Annotated in this window: 17 protein-coding genes; 9 read left to right on the top strand and 8 right to left on the bottom strand. The window is 59.9% G+C overall.

Annotation, left to right across the window (positions count from 1 at the left end; genetic code table 11):
• Positions 1-42 precede the first annotated feature (42 nt).
• Genes RRF56_RS05160 through RRF56_RS05150 form a run of 3 tightly spaced genes read left to right on the top strand, consistent with a single transcriptional unit; the run spans position 43 to position 4,180 of the window.
• Positions 43-1,611 (top strand): sensor histidine kinase, encoded by a 1,569-nt coding sequence (locus RRF56_RS05160; RefSeq protein ID WP_317036562.1) that lies wholly within the window; start codon positions 43-45, stop codon positions 1,609-1,611.
• On the top strand, positions 1,608-2,042 hold the full coding sequence (locus RRF56_RS05155; RefSeq protein ID WP_317036561.1) for a response regulator: 435 nt from the start codon (positions 1,608-1,610) through the stop codon (positions 2,040-2,042). The genes RRF56_RS05160 and RRF56_RS05155 overlap by 4 nt, the downstream gene beginning before the upstream one ends.
• Positions 2,039-4,180 carry a putative bifunctional diguanylate cyclase/phosphodiesterase gene (locus RRF56_RS05150; protein WP_317036560.1) on the top strand — a complete coding sequence of 714 codons (2,142 nt, stop codon included), beginning with the start codon at positions 2,039-2,041 and terminating at the stop codon, positions 4,178-4,180. The genes RRF56_RS05155 and RRF56_RS05150 overlap by 4 nt, the downstream gene beginning before the upstream one ends.
• 198 nt (positions 4,181-4,378) lie before the next feature.
• Here the strand turns inward: RRF56_RS05150 and RRF56_RS05145 are convergent, their stop codons facing one another.
• From RRF56_RS05145 to gcvT, 4 genes are all read right to left on the bottom strand, one after another.
• Positions 4,379-4,711 (bottom strand): hypothetical protein, encoded by a 333-nt coding sequence (locus RRF56_RS05145; RefSeq protein WP_317036559.1) that lies wholly within the window; start codon positions 4,709-4,711, stop codon positions 4,379-4,381.
• Between the two features lie 113 nt (positions 4,712-4,824).
• Positions 4,825-6,885 carry a hypothetical protein gene (locus RRF56_RS05140; protein ID WP_317036558.1) on the bottom strand — a complete coding sequence of 687 codons (2,061 nt, stop codon included), beginning with the start codon at positions 6,883-6,885 and terminating at the stop codon, positions 4,825-4,827.
• A gap of 148 nt (positions 6,886-7,033) precedes the next feature.
• Positions 7,034-7,426 carry a glycine cleavage system protein GcvH gene (gene gcvH / locus RRF56_RS05135; protein ID WP_317036557.1) on the bottom strand — a complete coding sequence of 131 codons (393 nt, stop codon included), beginning with the start codon at positions 7,424-7,426 and terminating at the stop codon, positions 7,034-7,036.
• A 108-nt stretch (positions 7,427-7,534) separates the two neighbouring features.
• A complete protein-coding gene (gene gcvT / locus RRF56_RS05130) occupies positions 7,535-8,632 on the bottom strand; it encodes a glycine cleavage system aminomethyltransferase GcvT (RefSeq protein ID WP_317036556.1) in 1,098 nt (365 codons plus the stop codon).
• Between the two features lie 229 nt (positions 8,633-8,861).
• On the opposite strand from gcvT, the gene RRF56_RS05125 reads away from it, so the two are divergent.
• Positions 8,862-9,707: a GGDEF domain-containing protein gene (locus RRF56_RS05125; RefSeq protein ID WP_317036555.1), complete on the top strand. Its 846-nt coding sequence runs from the start codon at positions 8,862-8,864 to the stop codon at positions 9,705-9,707.
• A 49-nt stretch (positions 9,708-9,756) separates the two neighbouring features.
• Here RRF56_RS05125 and RRF56_RS05120 read toward each other — a convergent pair whose 3' ends face one another.
• Positions 9,757-11,712: a hypothetical protein gene (locus tag RRF56_RS05120; protein WP_317036554.1), complete on the bottom strand. Its 1,956-nt coding sequence runs from the start codon at positions 11,710-11,712 to the stop codon at positions 9,757-9,759.
• A 168-nt stretch (positions 11,713-11,880) separates the two neighbouring features.
• Between RRF56_RS05120 and RRF56_RS05115 the strand changes: the two genes are divergently transcribed.
• The 3 genes from RRF56_RS05115 (at position 11,881) to RRF56_RS05105 (ending at position 15,442) form a co-directional block, all read left to right on the top strand.
• On the top strand, positions 11,881-12,591 hold the full coding sequence (locus RRF56_RS05115) for a response regulator transcription factor (RefSeq protein WP_317036553.1): 711 nt from the start codon (positions 11,881-11,883) through the stop codon (positions 12,589-12,591).
• A 108-nt stretch (positions 12,592-12,699) separates the two neighbouring features.
• Positions 12,700-13,476: an RNA methyltransferase gene (locus tag RRF56_RS05110; protein ID WP_317036552.1), complete on the top strand. Its 777-nt coding sequence runs from the start codon at positions 12,700-12,702 to the stop codon at positions 13,474-13,476.
• A gap of 43 nt (positions 13,477-13,519) precedes the next feature.
• On the top strand, positions 13,520-15,442 hold the full coding sequence (locus RRF56_RS05105) for a serine hydrolase (protein ID WP_317036551.1): 1,923 nt from the start codon (positions 13,520-13,522) through the stop codon (positions 15,440-15,442).
• A 150-nt stretch (positions 15,443-15,592) separates the two neighbouring features.
• Here the strand turns inward: RRF56_RS05105 and RRF56_RS05100 are convergent, their stop codons facing one another.
• Genes RRF56_RS05100 through RRF56_RS05090 form a run of 3 tightly spaced genes read right to left on the bottom strand, consistent with a single transcriptional unit; the run spans position 15,593 to position 17,307 of the window.
• Positions 15,593-16,354: an SH3 domain-containing protein gene (locus RRF56_RS05100; protein ID WP_317036550.1), complete on the bottom strand. Its 762-nt coding sequence runs from the start codon at positions 16,352-16,354 to the stop codon at positions 15,593-15,595.
• Positions 16,355-16,414: 60 nt separating this feature from the next.
• Entirely contained in the window at positions 16,415-17,128 is a 714-nt protein-coding gene (locus RRF56_RS05095; protein WP_317036549.1) for a class I SAM-dependent methyltransferase, read from the bottom strand.
• A complete protein-coding gene (locus tag RRF56_RS05090) occupies positions 17,125-17,307 on the bottom strand; it encodes a hypothetical protein (RefSeq protein ID WP_317036548.1) in 183 nt (60 codons plus the stop codon). The genes RRF56_RS05095 and RRF56_RS05090 overlap by 4 nt, the downstream gene beginning before the upstream one ends.
• Before the next feature lie 329 nt (positions 17,308-17,636).
• Here RRF56_RS05090 and RRF56_RS05085 point away from each other — a divergent pair, with 329 nt between their 5' ends.
• Together RRF56_RS05085 and RRF56_RS05080 are read left to right on the top strand one after the other, a co-directional pair.
• Positions 17,637-20,168, top strand: a complete 2,532-nt coding sequence (locus tag RRF56_RS05085) for a mannose-1-phosphate guanyltransferase (RefSeq protein ID WP_317036547.1) — start codon at positions 17,637-17,639, stop codon at positions 20,166-20,168.
• Positions 20,165-20,620: a single-stranded DNA-binding protein gene (locus tag RRF56_RS05080; protein ID WP_317036546.1), complete on the top strand. Its 456-nt coding sequence runs from the start codon at positions 20,165-20,167 to the stop codon at positions 20,618-20,620. Before RRF56_RS05085 ends, RRF56_RS05080 begins: the two co-directional genes overlap by 4 nt.
• Positions 20,621-20,711: the final 91 nt, after the last annotated feature.

Here is a 20,711-nt window from a genome sequence, read left to right as displayed (position 1 = left end):
GTAGGTGGTCAAGCTCATTCCCCAGGGTTGCCCGGTTTGTCTATGGCCAATTTTCAGTCTCACCGCTTGCTGGCCGATGCTAGCCCACCATCACTCAGCGAGTTGAGTGACCATCAGCACCCCCTGGTCGTGCTGGTGGTCACTCAACATCCCGATCGCACCCGTCTGAGTGGGCAGAGCGACGAGGTGGCCAGTGTCTATCCTGTTTTAGAAGCCAAGACATTGCCTCAGGGGCTGGCTCTCTGGCAGCACGGTGGCGCTGACGGCATTTTGCTCGATCTCACCTGGCCCAGTGACGGGGCCTTAGACTTTTTGACAACGCTGGGCAAAAGCCAGGCCCAGCGTCCCTTGCCCGTAGTAGTGCTGGTGGAACCAGGGCAAGAACGCAGCGCCCTTGAGGCGATGAAGCTGGGCGCAGCCGACTATATTTATCGGGCTGAGCTGACCCCCCAGGCCCTTTGGAGCAGCTTAGAGTTGAGCCTGAAGACCCGCTTAGAGCAGGAAACGCTGTCGTTGCGGCTGAGCCTAGCGCTTGAATCGGGGCAGATTGGCAGCTGGGAACGGGATCTAAGCACTGACAACATTATTTGGGATCAGTGTTTGATCGATCTATACGGTTTTGCTCGGCTAGGGCGATCGGCCACCTACCAAGACTGGTGCACCCACGTTCATCCTGACGATCTGCAGCGGGTGGAAGCGGGACACCAGGCGCTTTTAGACAGCGATCGCGTCTACGATATCGAGTTTCGCATTTGGCGGGGCGATGGCAGCCTGGGATGGATTCACTCCAGCGCACTGGTCCGCCGCGATGCCCAGGGGCAGCCTCTGAGCATCATCGGCATTAACTACGACATTACCGATCGCAAGCTGGCCGAACAGCAGATGTTGCGCACCACCGCCCAGCTCGAAGCCTCAAACCGTGAGCTGGAAGCCTTTGCCTACTCGGTTTCCCATGACCTGCGCGCCCCCCTGCGGGCCATTGACGGGTTTAGCTTAGCCCTAATTGAAGACTTCGGCGATCAGTTTGGCCCCGAGGGGCGAGATTACTTCGATCGCATTCGCTACAACGTGAACCGCATGGGCGGTCTGATTGAGGATCTGCTGCGGCTGTCGCGGCTGTCGCGATCGGCGATGGTCTACGCTCCGGTTAACCTCAGCCGTCTGGTGCAATCGCAGGTTCAAGACCTTCAAGCTACGGCCCCCGATCGCCAGGTGGCCGTGGCCATTGCCCCTGACCTGGTCGTCAGTGCTGACCCCACGCTCATGGGAATGGCGATCGCCAACCTGGTCGAAAACGCCTGGAAGTTTACCGCCCACCACCCCACCGCTCGCCTAGAATTTGGCGTAGTTAATCAGGCCGGGGAACCGGTCTACTACCTGCGCGACGATGGGGCGGGCTTTGATATGGCCTATGCCGACAAGCTGTTTGGCGTGTTTCAGCGACTGCACAATACCGATGAATTTCCGGGCACGGGCATTGGCCTGGCTACGGTGCAGCGGGTGATTGGTCGCCACGGCGGGCGGGTGTGGGCCCAGGCTGCCGTAGAACAGGGGGCCACGTTTTACTTCACCCTGCCCCAGATCGCGTCCCCCCTAGAGAATTGGCCATGATGACAACTCGCTATGGTCTACGCCCTATCTTGCTGGTCGAAGATAATCCCGACGATGAGCGGCTCACCCTGCGGGCGCTGAAGCGGAGCAATTTGACCAACCCAGTGGTTGTGGTCCGCAACGGCGAAGCAGCTTTGCAGCGGTTGTTTGGCCCTGACTGTTTACCCTGTGTAGTGATGCTCGACCTCAAGCTGCCCAAAGTCGATGGCCTAGAGGTGCTGCGCCAAATTCGGGCGGGCGATCGCACCTGTCTGCTGCCGGTGGTGGTGCTTTCCTCCTCCAGTGAAGACCGCGATATCATTAACAGCTACAGTTTGGGGGCCAATAGCTACGTGCGCAAACCTGTAAACATAGATGAATTTACCGAGGCTGTGCGTCAGCTCGGGTTGTATTGGGCATTGATAAGTGAGCTGCCACCTACCCTGCCATGACTGCTGCTGAGCCGCTTCGAGTGCTGATTGTCGAAGACTCCGAGGACGATCTGCTGCTGCTACTGCGGGAGCTGCGCCGAGGTGGATTTACCCCCACCTGGCAGCAGGTGCAGACGGCGGCAGAGTTTCAGGCGGCCCTAGACAACGACTGCTGGGACGTGGTGTTTTCAGACTTTCAGCTACCTCAGTTTAAAGCCCCGGCGGCCCTCAATATTTTGCAGCAGAACGGCTACGACCTGCCGTTTATCGTGGTGTCGGGCACCGTGGGGGAGGCTACCGCCGTCGCCATGATGCGGGCAGGAGCCCACGACTACGTGATGAAAGATAACCTCTCTCGCCTGGTCGAGGCCGTGCGCCGGGAAGTGCGGGAAGCCCAAAGCCGCTGCGATCGCAGGCAGGCTCTCACCGAGCTAAAACGCACCAAAGAACTGCTTCAACTCGCCATTGAGGGCTCGGGCATCGGTATTTGGGATTGGCAGGTGCAAACGGGTAAGGTGTGGACAAGCGATGGCTGCGCCGCCCTGATCGGCTATACCCCCAGTCAAATTATCCCGACTCGCATCGACACCTGGCAGCGGTTTTTGCACCCCGATGATCGGGTCGGCAAAACGATCGCGCTCCAGCGCCACTTCGCTGGCGAAACGCCGATCTATGAGTGCGAGTTTCGGCTGCGCCATCAGCTCGGACACTGGGTCTGGGTGCTCGACCGGGGCAAAGTTGTCGATTGGGATGATGCCCACCGCCCTCGCCGCATGAGCGGCACCTACACCGACATCACTAATCGCCGCCTGGCGGAGGCCGAGCACCAGCGGGTGGCCGACCAGATGCTCTACAACAGCCTCCACGATGCCCTGACCCAGCTGCCCAATCGCAACTTTCTCTTGCAGCGGCTCGATCTGGCCATCCAGCGCGCCCGTCGCCATCCCCCGGCCCAGTTTGCGGTGCTATTTCTCGATCTAGACCATTTCAAGGTGATTAACGACAGCCTCGGGCATCTAGCGGGGGACGAAGTGCTAGTTGTCGTCGCCCAAAAGCTGCGATCGCTAATTCGCGCCAGTGACCTGGCCGCCCGGCTGGGGGGCGATGAGTTTGTGCTATTGCTCGAACATGTGACGACTTTACAAGAGCCCGTGGAGCTTGCCGAACGGCTGCTGCAAGAACTGCAAGCCCCCCTGGTGGTAGGCGGACGCCAGATTGTGCTCAATGCCAGCCTGGGCATTGTCATGGACCTGCGTAACTACGAGCAGCCGCCCGAGCCCCTACGCGATGCCGATATTGCCATGTATCAGGCCAAGGCCAAGGGGCGGGGCTGCTACGTGGTGTTTGACGAGTCCATGCATCTACAAGCCCTGCAACGTCTCCAACTCGAACAAGAGTTGCGCCACGCCATTGACCGGGCCGAGCTAGTGCTCTACTATCAGCCCATTTTTCACCTCGCCACCCAAGAAATTCAAGGGTTTGAGGCTCTGGTGCGGTGGCAGCACCCCGAGCGAGGCTTGATCGCCCCCGACAGCTTTATTCCCATTGCCGAAGAAACCGGGCTGATTGTGCCCCTCGATCGCTGGGTGCTAGCCGAGGCCACTCGGCAACTGGCCCAATGGCACCAGCGCTATCCCCACCGTGCCAACCTGACCGTGAGCGTGAACTTTTCGGTTAAAGACCTGCTGCGAACCGATCTGATCGACGATCTGCGCCATATTTTGGCTAAAACCGGCCTCCGGGGTCACCACCTCAACCTCGAAATTACCGAAAGTACCCTGATCGAAGACATTCAGGCCATGGTGCGGCTGCTACGACAGCTTAAAACCTACGGATTTACCGTGACTATCGATGACTTTGGCACGGGCTACTCATCCTTGAGCTATCTGCACCAGCTCCCGGTCGATGCCTTAAAGATCGATCGCTCCTTTGTGATGGACATGGAGGCCAGCCGTCGCAACTCAGACATTGTGGAAACTATCATTACCCTCAGCAACCGCTTGGGTTTAGCGGCGATCGCCGAAGGAGTTGAAACCCAGGCCCAGCTTGAGCATCTAGCCCAGCTCGGCTGTGAACTGGGCCAGGGCTACTGGTTTGCTAAACCGCTGGCCACCGAGGTCGCTGAGGCGCTGCTGGCTGCCGTCCCCCTTCAGCCCTAACCTCTACCCTGCCTGATATAGCTGTAGCCAGTCTGGTTAAGACATTTTCCCTAAAAACGTTCAAACGTTTGAACGTTCATCTAAGAACTGTCTCAACCAGACTCGCTACAGCTATAACCGGAGCAGAGGCTGATGTTCTAAGCGCAAGGGCCATCGCTATAATTAATCGGACTTCCTCTGACTTATTCAGGCCAGGGCTTATTCAGGAAAGAAAAAGTCGGTCGGCTCTTCGTCTTCTTCGGCGGCAATGTAGCTGCGGTAATACTCTTCTAGGTCTGAGGCCCCAATGGAGCGCTCAGAGGGGTTCTCAAAAAAAGTTTTGACCTTGAGATAGCGGCGCAGTCCCTCAGCGCCGGCATCGTGCTGGGTGGCCGCCTTAAAGTCGTCGGGGAAGGTATCGCTGATTTGCAGCCACGCCTCTTCTAGGATGTCCTCCACGTCTTCGTTGGGGGCGACATCAATTAACGTTTCTAGCCCATCGAGAATGTCAATTAGCTTGAGGATCTCTGGGATTTTCTCCGAATCAGACATTGAGCCGTGCACAGGTAGGAGCGAAACAACCGCCAATACTTAGAAAATCTTAGTGGAGTATGGCCCCTATCGATCAACCGCTTAGGCGAGATTGCCCGCTCCTGTGCTTGGCTCTAGGGTAGAGTGAATCCCCCCTGGGGGGTCAAATTAGCCCGCCACTCCCGCAGGCGCAGCTGGGCCTGGGCGTAGGCCTCGGTCTGGGCGGGCACGGCTTCGGCGATCGCGATCGCTCGGCTGGGGTTAACGGCGGCTTCGGTTTCGGCCAGGCGCAAAATATCCCAGCTCCAGCGAGTGAGCGCCTGGGTGGCTTCGGCTCGCTGGGGGCTACTGTCGGGCACCTGCTGAGCCAGCCTTACCGCCTCAGCTAAGGCACTGACGGTGCCGGTCTGGGCCGCTTGGTAGGCAGACTGGAGCTGCTGCTGCCCAGCCAGCTGACTGCGCCAGCCCTGAATGCTGGTCTGGGCTTCGCTGTGCAGGGCTCGCCCGGAGCCAATCCGCGAGGCCACGGCTATGGCCTCGCTGAGCCGCCCCTGGGCAGCGAGCTGACGGGCCTGGGCCAGCAGGGGGCCATCTTCGGCTCGCTGGAGGTTGCCCCGCCAAGTGCCAATCTCGCCCTGGGCTTCGTCGTAGAGGGCACGGCCTGAGCCAATCTGGCGGGCGGTGGCGATCGCGCTGGCTAGATCGCCGCCCTGGGCCTGCTGTCGCGCCAGGCTGAGAATGGGCCGATCTTCGGCGGTTTCAATCTGGCTGCGCCAGCGGCTAATCTGGGCGGCGGTGTCGTCCCAGGCGGGGTTGTTACGCTCCACCTGCTGCGCTTCAATAATGGCGGCCTGAAGGTCGGCTATGGTGCCGGGCAGGGCCACCTGGCGAGCCCACTCTAGCTGCGTTCGCCCCTGGACCTCAGCCTGCCAACGGCGCATCAGCGACTGCGCTTTGCCGTAGAGCGGGCGATCGGCGCTGACGCTCTGGAGCCGCACAATGCCCCCCTCTAGCCCGGTGATGCCTCCCTGCCAGGCCAGCTGACTGGCATCGATTAAGGTGCGCATGTCGGCGATTTCAGCGCCCATACCCAGCACCGCCGGAATGGCCTCCAGCATTTGCCCCGCCGCCGTGGCATCGCGCTGCTCAAGGGCGGTTTCAGCCATGGCCAGCAGGTCACGGCCAAAGCCCCGAATCACCGACTGAGCCTCACCATAGACCGGGCTGGTGCTCGGAATGCTTTGGGCAATGGTCAGGGCCTCTTCCATGGCTTTGAGGGTGCGCTGGCGGGCCAGTTCTTTGGCACGCCCCAGGGTGTTGAGGTCTTCGCGGGAAGCGGTAATTTTAGTCGTTAGCTCTTCGTACTTGGTCGTTTCCCAGTAGGTGTTACCCACGGTGAGCAGTTGAATCGCCTTGGCAAATGCGTCTTGAAAAGCCAGCGCTTTGAGATCGGCTTCGGCGGCCTGGTAAATGGTTTCGGCCTCTTTCCAGATCTGGTTCCACTCACTGACCTGCTGGTTGACCGCCTGGGCCGCTGCGGTGTGGTTGGGAATGCGGCGGGCGATCGCGATCGCTTCCCCCAGATCGCCTGCTTGAAAGGTGGTTTCGGCCAAGGCCAAAATGTTTTCTGACCAGGTTTCGATGCGCAGATCTACCTCGCCCCGCAGCGGATGGTCGGTGGGCAGCGACTCCAGCAGGGCGATCGCCTCTAAATAGCCCTCGACGGTGCCTTGCTCAGCGTAGGCTTCGGCGCACTGTAGGCGGGTGCTGGCCGCCGCCGTGGGCCAAAATATGGCGCGGCAGTTAGGCAGGTTAGGAATGCGAAACAGGCTGACCGCTGACAACACCCCTACCCCCGTCACCATGACCAGCAGCCCCACCGACCACAGAGGCCAGGACTTGGCCAATCGCTGCACCAGTGGCGGGCGGTTGGGGCGAGGGCCTGGGGGGAGCTGAGCCGGTTTGCCCTGCTTACCCTCTCGGCCTCGACGCAGGTCGGCCAAAGGGTCGTAGCGCGGTGGCCGCATCTCTGGCTCTGGAGTCCCATAGTCGGGCGATCGATAGTCGAGGGGAGACCCAGGCGCACTGCCCGTCGCTAAACCTTCGGGTGGCACCAGGGGTTGGCCCGGCCTTGGTCGGGGTCTCCCGGTGCTGGGGTGAGACTGTCGCTCAGAGATGTTTGGGTCTGAGGCCATGCCTGCTTCCTACAGTTTCCAAGGCTTTGCAATCGCTGCGCTAGGGTTACCCCTAGCATACTCAACCAAAGACATGGTGAAAGTCAGCCCTAGTATAGCCGGGTCTCGCTGAAACGTAATCGTCTGCTGCGATCGGGGGCTACCGGCCCTAGCCACCCACCTGATCTTTATACTCATCGGCGGTGAGGGCATCGTCTAGATCGTCTAGATCGCTCGCTCTAATCTTAATCAGCCAGCCATCGCCGTAGGGGTCGTCGCCAATCTGTTCGGGGGATTCAATCAGGGCTTCGTTGCGTTCGAGCACCTCGCCGCTGGCTGGGGCCTTCAGCTCTTCTACGGCCTTAACCGACTCAACGGTGCCAAATTTTTCCCCTTTTTCGAGGCTATCGCCCACCTCGGGCAGTTCTAAAAAGACAATGTCGCCCAGCTGGTCAATAGCAAAGGCCGTAATGCCAACGGTCACAATGCCTTCGTCTTCATCGGCGCGGGCATATTCGTGGCTGTCGAGATATTTCAGCGTTTCGGGATAGTCAAATGCCATAGCAAAACCTCACATCGCCGAGAAAAATAGGGGAAACCGAGTGGGTGGACACCGTCAGTAGAATCCAGTGCCAGTGTGCCATGAGTCGACGGTTTTGGCGCAACCATATCACTGCGCTCGATAAAAGGGCCGCTTTACCACCGTTGCGATGCGCGGTACGCCCCGGACTTCGACCTCAAGGGGCTGCCCGACCTTGGCCAGGGCGGGGGGCACGTAGGCCAGGGCAATGGGCAGATTGAGGGTGGGGGCCTGGGTGCCGCTGGTGACGATGCCAACGGCGGTGCCCTGGTGGAGCACCGGGTAGCCGTGGCGGGCGATGTGGCGGCCCTCCATGGTCAGCCCTACCAGGCGGCGACTCACCCCCTGGGCTTTTTGGGCTTCTAGGTGCGATCGCCCAATAAACTCGCCTTTTTCGTCGAGGTGCACCAGCCAGCCCAGGCCCGCTTCGAGGGGGCTGGTGGTGTCGTCAATGTCTTGGCCGTAGAGGGCCATGGCTGCCTCTAGGCGCAGAGTATCGCGCGCGCCAAGGCCGCAGGGGGCTACACCGGCCTCGGTTAGGGTCTGCCAGAGGGCCAGGGCGGTAGCGGGGTCGCTCATGAGTTCAAAGCCGTCTTCGCCGGTATAGCCGGTGCGCGCCACCCAGGCGGGCTGCCCCAGCAGCAGGGTGTCTTGGTGGGCAAAGCGGCCCAGGGTGGTGAGGTCGAGAGCACTGTGGGGCTGCAAGATCTGGGCGGCGGCGGGGCCTTGGAGCGAGATCAGGGCGCGATCGCGCGATTCGTCTACCAGGTCAATGCCGCTGCCGGCCAGGTGCTCCAAAATCCAGGTTTTGTCTTTGGCGGTGGTGGCGGCGTTGACAATCAGCGCTACGGTTTCGATCGTCGCCCCCAGGGGCGACTTGAGGTACACAATCAGGTCGTCAATGATGCCGCCCTGGGGGTTGAGCAAGACGGTGTACTGGGCCTGGCCAGGGTTGAGCCGCTCTAGGTTAGAGGGCACTAGGCGCTGGAGCGCTGCGATTACCCCCGGCCCCGTGAGCTTAAACTTGCCCATGTGGGAAATATCAAACAGCCCCGCGCGATCGCGCACGGCTTGGTGTTCTTGTTTAATGCCGCCAAACTGCACCGGCATCGACCACCCAGCAAACTCAGTCATGCGGGCCGCTTGAGCAAGACAGGCAGAATATAGCGGGGTTTGCAACAAAGCCATGAACGTTATAGAAAAGCCATACAACCACCCCGAGTGTACTGGCAAAACCCCTCTCTCGAAGGTTTGGTTTTTCTACCCTGGTGGGCCAGGCTTGGGTAATCGATAGTTGGGGCAGTCGTCGGCAGAGGCAGTGTTACAGCCTCGATCAGCTTAGACCAGGTTAATGTGGCTATCGAATTTAGTTCGGTGTTCCCTTCGTTTCTACACCTGCATATCCATGATTGCTCTAATGCCTCACGGTTCCTGCTTTTTATGGGATCCATGGCTGACGTCTCTCCATACAGTCAGCGATCTAGCGGTGATGGTGGCCTATTTTTCGATACCGCTGCTGATGATGCTCAACCGGCAGCACATTGACGCTCAAATTCGCCCCGTACTGCTGCTGTTTGCCGCCTTTATCTTTAGCTGCGGCATTGGCCACGGCATTCGCGTTTGGAATATCTGGCACGCCAACTACTGGCTAGAGGGATGGTGGTCTTGGGTTACCGCTATAGTTAGCCTCTACACCGCGTGGCAGCTGAAGGAACTCGTGCCTCAATTGCTCAATACCCACAAAGATTTGGTCACCACCCGCAAGCTGGCCGAGCAAGACCCGCTGACCCACCTCGCCAATCGTCGCGGTCTAGAGTCGACCCTGGTGGCTCTGGCCTACCAATCAGCGGCGATCGTGCACACATTGATTTTGCTCGATCTAGATGGGTTTAAAGCCATCAACGACACCTATGGCCACAGGGCAGGCGATCAGCTGTTGCAAGCGGTCGCTGAGGTGTTGCGCCAGCAGATTCGCTCTATTGACCTGGCAGCCCGCATTGGCGGCGACGAGTTTGCCGTGCTGATGGTGGGGTGTACCCCGCTAGAAGCCCAGGAAAAGGCCGAAACGATTCGCGATCAGATTCAGCAGATTCAGCTGCCCGATGTGCCGCTCCATCAGGTGCGATCGCTGGTGTCGGCCAGCATGGGCCTGAGCGAACTCACCCCAACTCTGGGGTTAACCCATAGCTACCAGCAAGCTGACACCGCCCTTTATATCGCGAAGCAGAGCGGCAAAAATCAGGTCAAGCTCGCCCTTTCCTAATGGTGGGCTAGTGCTTTTGGGCGAGACCACTAGAGGGCTTAGGGCGGGGTTAATTCCTTATGAACCCACCTAAATCAGGTCGATAGCGAGCCACAAAGCCGCCACGGGCGTCGTACACTGCCACCTGGCGATCGATCCGGTGACTCGTGGTAATAATTTGCTCGATCAGCTGCTGAGCAGTGGGGTTGAGCTGATTGGTAAAGGCAAAGGTGCCGTCGGCGGCGGGGGGCGTGATGGCCTGGCGCAGGGGTTCGGCAAACTGACTTGAGAGCACCACCCGAATTTGGCTGGGGTCTTCGCGCACGGTGCAGGGGGTCGCTGAAGATTCACAGAGCTGGGCCAGGGTAGTGGTCAGAGTTTGCAGGGCCACGGCGGTTTGCAGACGGTTTTGGGCGTTGGCCAGGGCAGGCTGATAGGTCTCTAGCAGCACTCCGCCCTCTGCGGCCAAAATGGTGTCGGTTGGAATTTGCTGGGCGCTGGCTACGGCCTGTCGCCACTGGGCTACGGCCATAGTCCACTGGCTTTTGGCTTCGTAGGCGGCGGCGGCGCGGGCGGCCTGAACAGCCTGATGGTAATTATGGGCTCCGGCTTCTTCGAGGGTAGATCGGTTGGTGACCCGGCTGAGCTGCTGCTGATAGTCTCTGAGCTGGGCTTGGGCCTCGTCGTAGACCATAGTGCCCTGGGGAATCAGCGACAGCCCCTTGATCGCGGCCTGCCATTCTTTGGTGGCTAGCTGCCAGCCCGCTAAAGAGTTAGCGGTATCCATCCGCTGGCGGGCCAGGTTGCCGGTCTGAATGGCGGTGCTAAAGTTGGCCTCGGCTTCTTCTTCGGCCACAACGCGGCGACCAATGGCGCTGTGGTTGGTGCGGTATTCGCGCAGTTTTTGCTGGCTGTAGTCAAAGGCGGGGCTATTGGCGGGAATAGTTGCCAACCGGTCGATCGCCTGTTTCCAGAGCAGGTGGATTTTGACCCAGCGCTCGACGGGGTGGGGTGGGTTTTGGCTGAGGTTGGCCGCTTCACTGGCTAGGGCCTGGGCCTGGTTAATGGCATTGAGCGCAGCAATGCTGTTCTGGTAGCGCTGCAAATCGACCTGGGCGACCTCGTAGTACGACGACCAGGTGGGCACTGGGGTCAGCAGGTCGATGGCAGCCTGCAGGTCTGATTGAGCGGTGACTAGATCGTCGCCCGTGGGGCTGCCAGCCAGGGTGGCCTGGGCCAGATCGTAAAACTCGGTGGCCTGGTCTAGGCGATCGCAGCTCCCGACCACGCAGGGCCGGGTCAGCGCGTAGACAAAGGCACCACTGCCAACCAAGATCAAGGCTGCCAGGCCATAGCTCCAGTAGTGACGCAGCGATCGCAGCCCCTGGCGGCTCCAGGCTTGCCGCCGGTCAGACCAGCTTGGCCCATCGGGCGATTGAACCGCTGCATCGGGCAGGGCCAACGCCGCATCGCTGAACGGACTGCCGAACGGTAAAACCCCACTGCCGTTAGCGCTTTCAGGGCTGGATTGATCGGCGATCGCCGCCTCGACCTCACCCTCAGCCTTGATTGGCACCTCTGGAGGCTGCTCTTGGCTAGCCGCTTGGCCCAGTTCAGGCTGATCATAGTCATCGCTTAACTCTAGATCGGGCAACTCTGGGGGAAATAAAATCCGCACCGCGTCTTCAGGCTGCCAGGTAAAGGTGTGAATGGCGTAGGGCTGGGGAGCCGCCTTAAGCTTTAGATAGATCCGGACCGAGAGTGAAGTAACCCTGGCCCAGTCGGCCTCGGGCAGACCCACCATCGGCACCAGTTCGCAGAAGGCCGATTCTAATTCTTTTAGCAGGGGGTTGGGTTCGCTGACCTCAGAGCCTGGGTGCTCGGCCACCAGCAACAGCCGCCCTAGCCGCTCTGAGCACTCGATCGCAGTCAGCCTAGGATACAGGTTGGTCTCTTTCAGATAGCCTGCAAAGGCCTGCTGAAGGGGGGCAAAGCCCGTGTAGGTAGACGGTGATAGTGAGGTCATAGGACACCGGAAAATCGCTCGACCAAAGGGGCCAAACTCAAGCCCAGGAGGCTTGGATCGCAAAACCCCGACCAGGTGGTGAGCTGGAACACGCTTAGTGAGTATGCTAGTTCAAGGTTGATATTCTGGGGCAAGATATCTTGGGCTGATAGGGAGCGAGAGGTCACGGTGCTGATTTTAATTGTGGAAGACGAAGCCGAAATTGCCCGACTAATTCGGCTCTACCTCGAAAAAGAAGGCTTTACCTGTGAGGTGTGTGAAGACGGCGAAACCGCCCTTCGCTATCAGCAGACCCTCCAGCCCGATCTAATTATTCTCGATGTCATGCTGCCCAAGCTCGACGGCTTAGAAGTGTGTACCCGAATTCGCCAGGGGCCAGGGGCTAAAGATCCCTACATTCTCATGCTCACTGCTCGGGGTGAAGAAATTGACCGGATCATTGGCCTCTCTACCGGAGCCGACGACTACCTCGTCAAACCCTTCAGCCCGCGAGAACTAGTGGCCCGCGTGCGTGCCCTTCTGCGCCGCAGCCTGCGCCATAGCCAAGACGCCCCCACCCAGACCTACCGCACCGCCCACTTTAGCCTTGATCTCGACCAGCGCACCGCCCACCGTCTTGAGGGCAGCCATCCCGAACTGTTAGACCTCACGCCCCTAGAATTTGACCTGCTGGCTACCTTTATGAGCTACCCAGGCCGGGTGTGGAGCCGTCACCACCTGATTGAAAAACTCTGGGGTGAAGACTTCTTTGGTGACGAACGGGTGGTCGACACCCACATTGCCCGCCTGCGCAAGAAAGTTGAACCCGACTCGTCTCAGCCCACCTTTGTGAAAACCGTTACAGGGGTAGGCTATCGGTTCGAAGACGAAACGGCGTAGGGCGTAGGGAGGTGTAGTGTTTAAGTACTCACCCCTTCACCCCTCCACCCCTCCACCCCTCCACCCCTCCACCCTCCACCCCTCCACCCCTCCACCCCTCCACCTCCCATGACCCTCTGGCAGCTCGACCAAGTCCGCATCGTCTTAGTCGAGCCAGCGGGGCCGCTCAACGTCGGCGCGGCGGCGCGGGTGATGAAGAATATGGGGCTGGCTCAGCTGGTGTTGGTCAACCCCCACTGTGACCCCACCTCAGAGGAGGCGCGGCGGATGGCGGTACATGGCGGGGACGTGCTGGCGGCAGCCACCATTGTGTCAACGCTACCTGACGCCTTAGCGGGGTGTGAGCGGACGGTGGCAACGACGGGTCGCCTGCACCCCCAGGCCCAACCGCTCGATTCGCCAGAGACTGCTTTGCCCTGGCTACTGCCCACCGAGCCTGGCGATCGCGTCAATGCTGCCCTGGTGTTTGGCCCTGAAGATCGGGGGCTGAGCAATGAGGAACTGGTCTTTGCCCAGCGCTGGGTGCGCATTCCCGCCACCGATGCCTACCCCTCTTTAAACCTGGCCCAGGCTGTTGCCGTGTGTAGCTATTTGCTTCACCGGGCGGCCCTGAGTGCGGCTCTGATAGAACCGTTTGCCCCAAGGGCGGTGGCCGCCCCGGCGGGGCCTTTGGCCCCCTTTGACCAAATGGAGGGGTTTTATCGAGATTTAGAATCCCTTTTGCTAAAAATCGGTTATCTTTACCCCCATACCGCTCCGAGTCGGATGGCAAAACTGCGGCGATTGCTGCATCGAGCTGGGCCAGATAGTCAGGAGTTGGCTATGCTTAGGGGCGTTCTTCGCCAGGTGAACTGGGCGACAGATAGGTGTTCTCAGCAAGACTGAGCCTGGGGCTGAGGGTTTGGCTGGGGCAGGGGCAATGGCACACATGGCGCGAGCAAGGCACATGGGACAGTACGACGATTCTCAAAAACCATTTTCATCGCCTGCGGGACGTCCTGAGGCTGGGTCGCCCTGGGGTGAAACCGCCCCTGCCCGAGTTAGGGGCGAACAAGGGGGGCTTCAGCTACCCGGGGAATCGGAATCAACTGCTTGGGGAAGCGATGGGCTACAGCGGCCTTCGCCTCTGGCGCGACGGCGGAACCAGTGGCGGCAGCACCAGCAGCTTACCCCCGACTTTGGCAGCACCCCCGTTGAACCTGAGCCCACCGTGCCCTCGCCCCCCCGCAATCCCAATGCCTCGCTGCCTAGTTTTAAGCGTGGCCCCGCTCCTCAACGTCCCGCCCCCCAACGTCCCGCCCCCCCTTTAGCTGCTCCTCCTCGGGTAGAGCGACCGGCGGCTGGCCCGCCCCCGAGGCCCCGCGCTCCCCAACCTGGCCCCGCACCGCTCCAAATGCATCCCCACAGCATTCAGGGCCAGGGTATTCCAGGCCAGGTCTTACCAGCCAGTACGGCGGCCGCTTTGGGCACCAGCGCCATGGGAACGGCAGGGCTGCCGCCTAACGTCACCCCCCTGCGATCGCGCCCTCGGCAGCGGTCTAAAGATCGTTCTGGCGAAGCCCTGGGTATGCCCCCGGCCCCCCCGATCGACGGCGCACGCCCCGGCCAACCCTTAGACCCAATGGCCCCGGCGCGGCGATCGCGGGCTGCCACGGCCCGACGGCGCTTGGCTAACCCGCCGCTGCCCCTGCTTTATCTCATTCGTCTCATTATTTTAGGGGTGGGGGTCGCGGCGATCGCCGGTACTCTGCTATCGGTGCTTAGCCCCAGCAATGTGGCCTCTTCTCGCGATGGGGCGGCCTCTGCTGCCCGCGAAACCCCAACCCCCCGAGGGGGCGGCGCGTTAACCCACGGGTCGGCCACCACCGTGAATGACCTTCGCCTTACCAGCGAGATGTCTCGTCTGACGGGGGAGCTAGGGGAGCTAGCCACCCTGACCCCTGGCCTCACCCCGGTGGCCTTTGCTGTCGATCTCGATTCGGGCCAATATGTTGACCTAAATGGAGCTGAGCCAGTGGCCGCAGCCAGCACCATCAAGGTGCCAATTTTAGTGGCCTTTTTGCAGCAGGTCGATGCGGGCACCATGTCGCTGAACCAATCTCTGACGCTGCAAGAGGAGTATATGGCCGGGGGCTCAGGTACCCTGCGCGGCGAGCCGGTAGGCACTGAATACACCGCTCTAGAGATTGCTACCCGCATGATCGTGGTCAGCGACAATACCGCTACCAATATGATGATTGCGGCCCTGGGGGGGATTGAGGCCCTCAACCAAACCTTTGCTGACTGGGGCCTAGAGCATACCCTGCTGCGCAACCCTCTGCCCGATTTAGAGGGCACTAACACCACCAGTGCCAAAGACCTGGCACTGATTATGGCCCTCATTGACCAGGGGGGGCTGGTGACGGCGCGATCGCGCGATCGCCTGTTTAGCATCATGCAGCGCACCCAAAATGACAGCCTGATTCCCTCCGGCATTCGAGATCAGTCATTGACTGCCAACAAAACCGGCGACATTGGCAGCTTGCTGGGTGATATGGCCGTAGTCGACGTGCCCAACGGCAGGCGCTACAGCCTGGCGGTGTTGGTGCAGCGCCCCACCAACGATGGCCGCGCCAGCGAACTGATTCGCCGTATGACCGAAACCATTCACCAAGAGCTGGCCCAACCGGTGGCCCCGGTGGGTAACCCCAACGCCAACCCGGTGCAGCTAAGCCCCCCCGGCGAGTTTGAAGCCCCTGGCGAGTTTGAGGGGGCTGCCCCAGGCGGCGGTGAATCTCCCGTCCAGCCCCAGCCCGGCACGATGACTTCACCCGGACGGGTTCCTGCCCGCGACGAAATTCCGCCCGGCTAGAACCTGGCGGTGTCGTTGTTGTCTGCCGTCAGGGGCTGAGTTTAAGTTGACTGCTGGAGACCTTTGCCCATGGTGGGCGGTGCCCACCCTACGGTAGCTACAAGCGCCGGATAAAACGGGGATCTTCTTTTTTCTAAGAACCTCTAAAAATCAATACAAGAACCGCTCGTGGCGGATCACGTCTTCGCCTTCGAGCTGACTGTAGCTGCCGCTGTTGATCTGGTAGACCGATAGGGATTTGTCGTTGATGTGGTACTGGTAGTTGCCGTCAATGGCAATGTAGGTGCCCTGGTTTTCACGCACGTCGGTGGTGATCAGCGTGTCGTTGCTGGTTTTGTTGATGCCCACATAGCTCAGCCCCTGGGCCGTCTGGCACAGGTGAATTCTAAAGGACTTGGTCTCGAAGAAGGCCTCTGGGCGGTTGCTGTCGTTGCATGGCCCAGGGCCGACTGCGGGGGCCGTGCCGGGGGCTAAGTCAGCGGGCGGGACGGTGGCCTGCTGACTGGTATCGACAAAGTCGCCCCGCACCCAGCCCTCGGCCTCCGACTGGGCAAATTTTACGTAGTACCAGCTAAAACCGCCCTCACCCTCGGCCAGATGCAGCAGGGTAATGGCGTCGCCGCCGAGACCATAGCCCTGGGCGTCAGATTGGGTGGTGGGCTGCGATCGCAAATTGATCTGTGAGCCCGACGCCTGGGTGGTCAACTGGGCGGTTCGGGGCGGGTTGATGGGGGTTGAGCGAAAGCCATCATCGACTACCAGTTCAGCGATCGGGGCATTGTCGGCCTCAGCGGCGACCGGGGGTACAGCGGCTGGGGCATCGCCGACCTCAGCCCGGCGGCACCCCCCCAGGGCGATCAGCCCTACCATCAGCACTAGCCCTACTTTCGAATAGCCTGAACCCGACCCCATGCGATCTCTCCTGGGCAACTGTCGCCACTCAGCCAATATCGCCGCTAATAGTAGCGCAAACTACCCGTCCCACTTCACCTTAAATAGGCGAAACAGTTCGTAGTCTTTGGTTGAAACGACGCGCCCGCCCTCTGCCTTCACCAACGCAGGCCAGCGATCGAGAGCTTCTAGGTAGACTTCAGCACCCAGGTAGGTTTCGAGAATGGCCCAGGCCTCGGCCAGTTCGGCGTCGGGGTTGAGGGCGTCAAACAAAAACCAGCCGCCGGGCTTGAGAACCTTTTTCACCTGTTGCAGCACCGTGGCCCAGTAGTCGGCGGGATAGTAGCAGCTGACCCCGGTGGCGATCGCCATATCGAAGGAGTGGGGTTCATACTCCAGCCGATGGGCCGGCCCTTGGGTTACCCCCTTAAACAGCTTCGAATTGAGCTGAGGGCCACGGGAGGTTAACGCCTGGCAGGCCACCGAGCTCATGTCGTGGCCGTGAAACAGGGCATCCCAGTCGCGCCAGGGATAGATCAAAAAGCTGATGCCGCAGCCAATGTCGAGACAGCGATCGCGCTTGCGGGGTTTGACCGCTTCCCAAAAGGGGGTCGAAATCCGAGGCGTCAGCGTGCCTGCGATCCAGTCTTGGAACACCGGCATCTCTTCTACCTCAGGCGGCAGATCAAAGGCCTTACCGCTAAATTCGTGGTCGTAGCGTCGACCCACGGCCTGCACCAGCGGCCCCCAGGGAGAGGCCTCGGTGGGCAGGCGGCTGCTCTTGTCCTGGCTCATCCTTTCAAGGCTCGGCTAAAGTTTTCGCGGTAGGACTTGTTGAGGGCCAAAAACACTGGCCACAGCACCGTAAACTTCACCTTGCCCTCAGAAAAGTTGGTGCGGTTAAACCCTGTCCAAAACTTAAAGGCACCGCCGCCATAGATACTGGCCAACAAAAGCACGATCAATGTACTCATAGTCACTGCTCCTTTCTACCCGGGTCGCCTATGCTTCTACAATACCAACGTTGCCCCGGGTTGCCGTGCCTATTTTGAGGACAGGCCAGCTCAATCGACCGGAAGGGGTGCATTTTAGTTAATGCGATCGCTCTGGACGTAATCCCCTGGAGGTAAACCAATAGATCCAACCTGGGATAGAGATAGCAGAAGTGCATTTACTCTAGTCTATCTTCGGATGGGGCAGACCCGGTTTCAAATAATGGGTGTCCAGGTCAGTGTATTCTTTGGGGCATCTACCCAAGGTTGGGTATGGCATCAGGGATTGTTAACAGCAGGAAGGAGAAGGTATGCGCGCAGTGCTTATGGCTGGTGGTTCAGGGACTCGTCTACGGCCCCTAACCTGTGATTTACCCAAGCCAATGGTGCCCATTCTCAATCGCCCCATTGCCGAACACATCGTCAACCTACTCAAACGCAACGGCATCAACGAGGTGATTGCGACCCTGTTTTACTTGCCCGATGTCATGCGCAACCACTTTAGCGATGGCCGTGACTTTGGCGTGCAGATGACCTACGCCGTCGAAGAAGACCAACCCTTGGGCACAGCGGGCTGCGTGAAGAATATCGCCGACCTACTGACTGAGACATTTTTGGTGATTAGCGGCGACAGCGTGACCGACTTTGACCTCAAAGCCGCCATTGAGTTCCATAAGCAAAAGGGCTCTAAGGCTACCCTAGTGCTGACGCGGGTGCCCAACCCGATCGAATTTGGGGTGGTGATCACCGACGAAGACTGCCGCATCAAGCGGTTTTTAGAGAAGCCCTCTACCAGCGAAATTTTTTCTGACACCGTCAACACTGGCACCTACATTCTCGAACCCGAGGTGCTCGACTACCTGCCCGATAACGAAGAGTCTGACTTTTCTAAAGACCTGTTTCCTCTGCTGCTAGAGAAGGGTGAGCCGATCTTTGGCTACGTCGCCGACGGTTACTGGTGCGATGTCGGTCACCTAGAGGCCTACCGCGAAGCCCAGTACGATGCCCTACACCGCAAAGTGGTGGTCGATTATGCATACTCAGAGACATCTCCCGACGTGTGGATCGGCGAAAATACTCAGATAGATCCAACGGTTCAGATCCACCCGCCGGTGATGATTGGCAACAACTGCCGGATTGGCGCGCGCACGGTGCTCGAAGCGGGCACCGTGATTGGCGATAACGTCACCATTGGCAACGATGCCGATCTCAAACGGCCCATCGTTTGGAATGGAGCCATTATCGGTGATGAGGTGCACCTCAGGGCCTGTAGCATTGCCCGGGGGGCGCGGGTAGATCGCCGATCCCATGTGCTTGAGGGGGCGGTGATTGGCCCCCTGTCTACGGTGGGTGAGGAGGCGCAAATTAGCCCTGGCGTGCGGGTCTGGCCGAGTAAGCAAATCGAGTCAGGTGCAACGTTGAACATCAACCTTATCTGGGGCAATACTGCTCAGCGCAATTTGTTTGGCCAGCGGGGGGTAGCTGGCCTGGCCAATATCGACATCACCCCTGAGTTTGCGGTCAAGCTGGGGGCGGCCTACGGGTCTACCCTCAAACAGGGCTCCCACGTCACGGTGTCGCGCGATCAGCGCAGTATTTCGCGCATGGTGTCGCGATCGCTGATTGCCGGTCTCATGTCCGTCGGCGTCAACATTCAAAACCTCGAAGCGACCGCCATTCCGGTGGCCCGCAGCGTGCTGGCCCAAATGGGTGTGGCCGGGGGCATTCACGTCCGCCTGCACCCCAATCGCCCCGACTACGTGCTAATTGAGTTCTTTGACGAGCACGGCATCGACATTCCCAAGGGCAAAGAGAAGAAAATTGAAGGGGCCTACTTCAAAGAAGACCTGCGGCGAGCCGCCATCCACGAGATCGGCACCGTCACCTACCCCTCGGGGGTTGTCTCGACCTACACTACGGCCTTTGAAAAGCACCTCAACATTGAGGCGGTGACCAACAGTCAGGCCAAGGTGGTGATCGACTACCTCTATGCCGTCTCCGGAGCGGTGCTGCCGCAGATTCTCGGCAAGTTTGACTGTGACGCCGTGGTGCTCAATGCCAGCCTGCGCCAAATGGCTCTCTCTAACGACGAGCGCGAGATGATGCTGGGGCAGCTGGGCCAGGTGGTGCAGTCGCTGCGAGCCACCTTTGGAGCCCAGGTGTCAGCCAATGGTGAGCAGCTGATTTTGGTCGATGAGGTCGGTACCCGCATTCGCGGCGAAGTGCTCACCGCACTGATGGCCCACATGATGCTGACCACCCATCCGCGGGGCACCATCGTTGTGCCGGTGCACACCTCCGGCGTGATTGAGCACATTGCCCGCCGCCACGACGGTCAGGTGATTCGCACCAAGGCCAACCCCACCGCGCTAATGGAAGCCTGCCAGACCAACCCTAATGTGGTGCTGGGGGGCAGTGGCGAAATGGGCTTTATCTTCCCTGAGCTACACCCCGGTTTCGACGCCATGTTCTGCATTGCCAAGCTCATTGAGATTTTGAGCTTGCAGCAGCGATCGCTGGGGCAAATCTGGTCAGAGCTGCCCCGCATGGCCTACCGTATGCAAACCCTGCGCTGCCCCTGGACAGTGAAGGGGGCACTGATGCGCTACTTAGTTGAAGAAAACCCGCCTGAGCGCCTAGAGCTGATTGATGGGGTTAAAATTTTGGGTGACAACCCCGATGACTGGGTGCTGGTACTGCCCGATGCTGGCGAACCGCTGGTGCACATCTACGCCAACAGCCAAAACCGGGAATGGCTTGACGGCACTATCACCAAGTATCAGGATCACGTTCAGACCTTCATCGACAAAGAACAGGGGATCAAGGAGCCCATGCCACTATGAACAATTGCCTGATCATGGCCGAGATTCTGCAGTCGCCCCAGCTGCGCTACACCTCTGACAACCAAACCCCAGTGGCCGAATTTATGGTGCAGTTTCCCGGTCTGAGAGAAGGTGACCCCTCCTCTCAAATGAAGGTAGTGGGCTGGGGCAACCTGGCTCAAGACATTCAGGCCCAGTACCAGGCCGGGCAGCGGGTCATGCTCGAAGGTCGTTTGGCTATGAATGTAGTCGAGCGCTCGGAGGGGTTCAAAGAAAAACAGGTAGAAATGACCGTGCAGCGCATCTACAACGTAGGTGAACTGAGCACCATGCCCATGGCCCCGCCTGCCGCCGTGCCAGCCCCATCGGCTACCCCCAGCCCGGCGGCCTCTCGCCCAGTGGCGACCCCGGCCCCAATGCCAACCCCTGCCGAACCCGCTGCTAACCCCAGCTACGACGACATCCCCTTCTAGGGGCCGCGCCCTAGAGAACCTGCGCCTTGGGCCTCCGCGCTTGACTAGAGCGTTGGAGGCCTAGCCCTGGCTAAAACGGGTGGGGTCGGTC

This window comes from Nodosilinea sp. E11 (genome assembly GCF_032813545.1).
Lineage (GTDB): Bacteria > Cyanobacteriota > Cyanobacteriia > Phormidesmidales > Phormidesmidaceae > Nodosilinea.
The sequence above is the reverse complement of the archived record's forward strand: the minus strand, read 5'-3'. Positions and strand labels throughout refer to the sequence as shown.

Excerpts from the sequence above, each read along its gene's own strand:
- RRF56_RS05160 (WP_317036562.1), top strand. The coding sequence starts at position 43 with ATGGCCAATTTTCAGTCTCACCGCTTGCTGGCCGATGCTAGCCCACCA.
- RRF56_RS05155 (WP_317036561.1), top strand. The coding sequence starts at position 1,608 with ATGATGACAACTCGCTATGGTCTACGCCCTATCTTGCTGGTCGAAGAT.
- RRF56_RS05150 (WP_317036560.1), top strand. The coding sequence starts at position 2,039 with ATGACTGCTGCTGAGCCGCTTCGAGTGCTGATTGTCGAAGACTCCGAG.
- RRF56_RS05145 (WP_317036559.1), bottom strand. The coding sequence starts at position 4,711 with ATGTCTGATTCGGAGAAAATCCCAGAGATCCTCAAGCTAATTGACATT.
- RRF56_RS05140 (WP_317036558.1), bottom strand. The coding sequence starts at position 6,885 with ATGGCCTCAGACCCAAACATCTCTGAGCGACAGTCTCACCCCAGCACC.
- gcvH (WP_317036557.1), bottom strand. The coding sequence starts at position 7,426 with ATGGCATTTGACTATCCCGAAACGCTGAAATATCTCGACAGCCACGAA.
- gcvT (WP_317036556.1), bottom strand. The coding sequence starts at position 8,632 with ATGGCTTTGTTGCAAACCCCGCTATATTCTGCCTGTCTTGCTCAAGCG.
- RRF56_RS05125 (WP_317036555.1), top strand. The coding sequence starts at position 8,862 with ATGCCTCACGGTTCCTGCTTTTTATGGGATCCATGGCTGACGTCTCTC.
- RRF56_RS05120 (WP_317036554.1), bottom strand. The coding sequence starts at position 11,712 with ATGACCTCACTATCACCGTCTACCTACACGGGCTTTGCCCCCCTTCAG.
- RRF56_RS05110 (WP_317036552.1), top strand. The coding sequence starts at position 12,700 with ATGACCCTCTGGCAGCTCGACCAAGTCCGCATCGTCTTAGTCGAGCCA.
- RRF56_RS05105 (WP_317036551.1), top strand. The coding sequence starts at position 13,520 with ATGGCGCGAGCAAGGCACATGGGACAGTACGACGATTCTCAAAAACCA.
- RRF56_RS05100 (WP_317036550.1), bottom strand. The coding sequence starts at position 16,354 with ATGGGGTCGGGTTCAGGCTATTCGAAAGTAGGGCTAGTGCTGATGGTA.
- RRF56_RS05095 (WP_317036549.1), bottom strand. The coding sequence starts at position 17,128 with ATGAGCCAGGACAAGAGCAGCCGCCTGCCCACCGAGGCCTCTCCCTGG.
- RRF56_RS05090 (WP_317036548.1), bottom strand. The coding sequence starts at position 17,307 with ATGAGTACATTGATCGTGCTTTTGTTGGCCAGTATCTATGGCGGCGGT.
- RRF56_RS05085 (WP_317036547.1), top strand. The coding sequence starts at position 17,637 with ATGCGCGCAGTGCTTATGGCTGGTGGTTCAGGGACTCGTCTACGGCCC.
- RRF56_RS05080 (WP_317036546.1), top strand. The coding sequence starts at position 20,165 with ATGAACAATTGCCTGATCATGGCCGAGATTCTGCAGTCGCCCCAGCTG.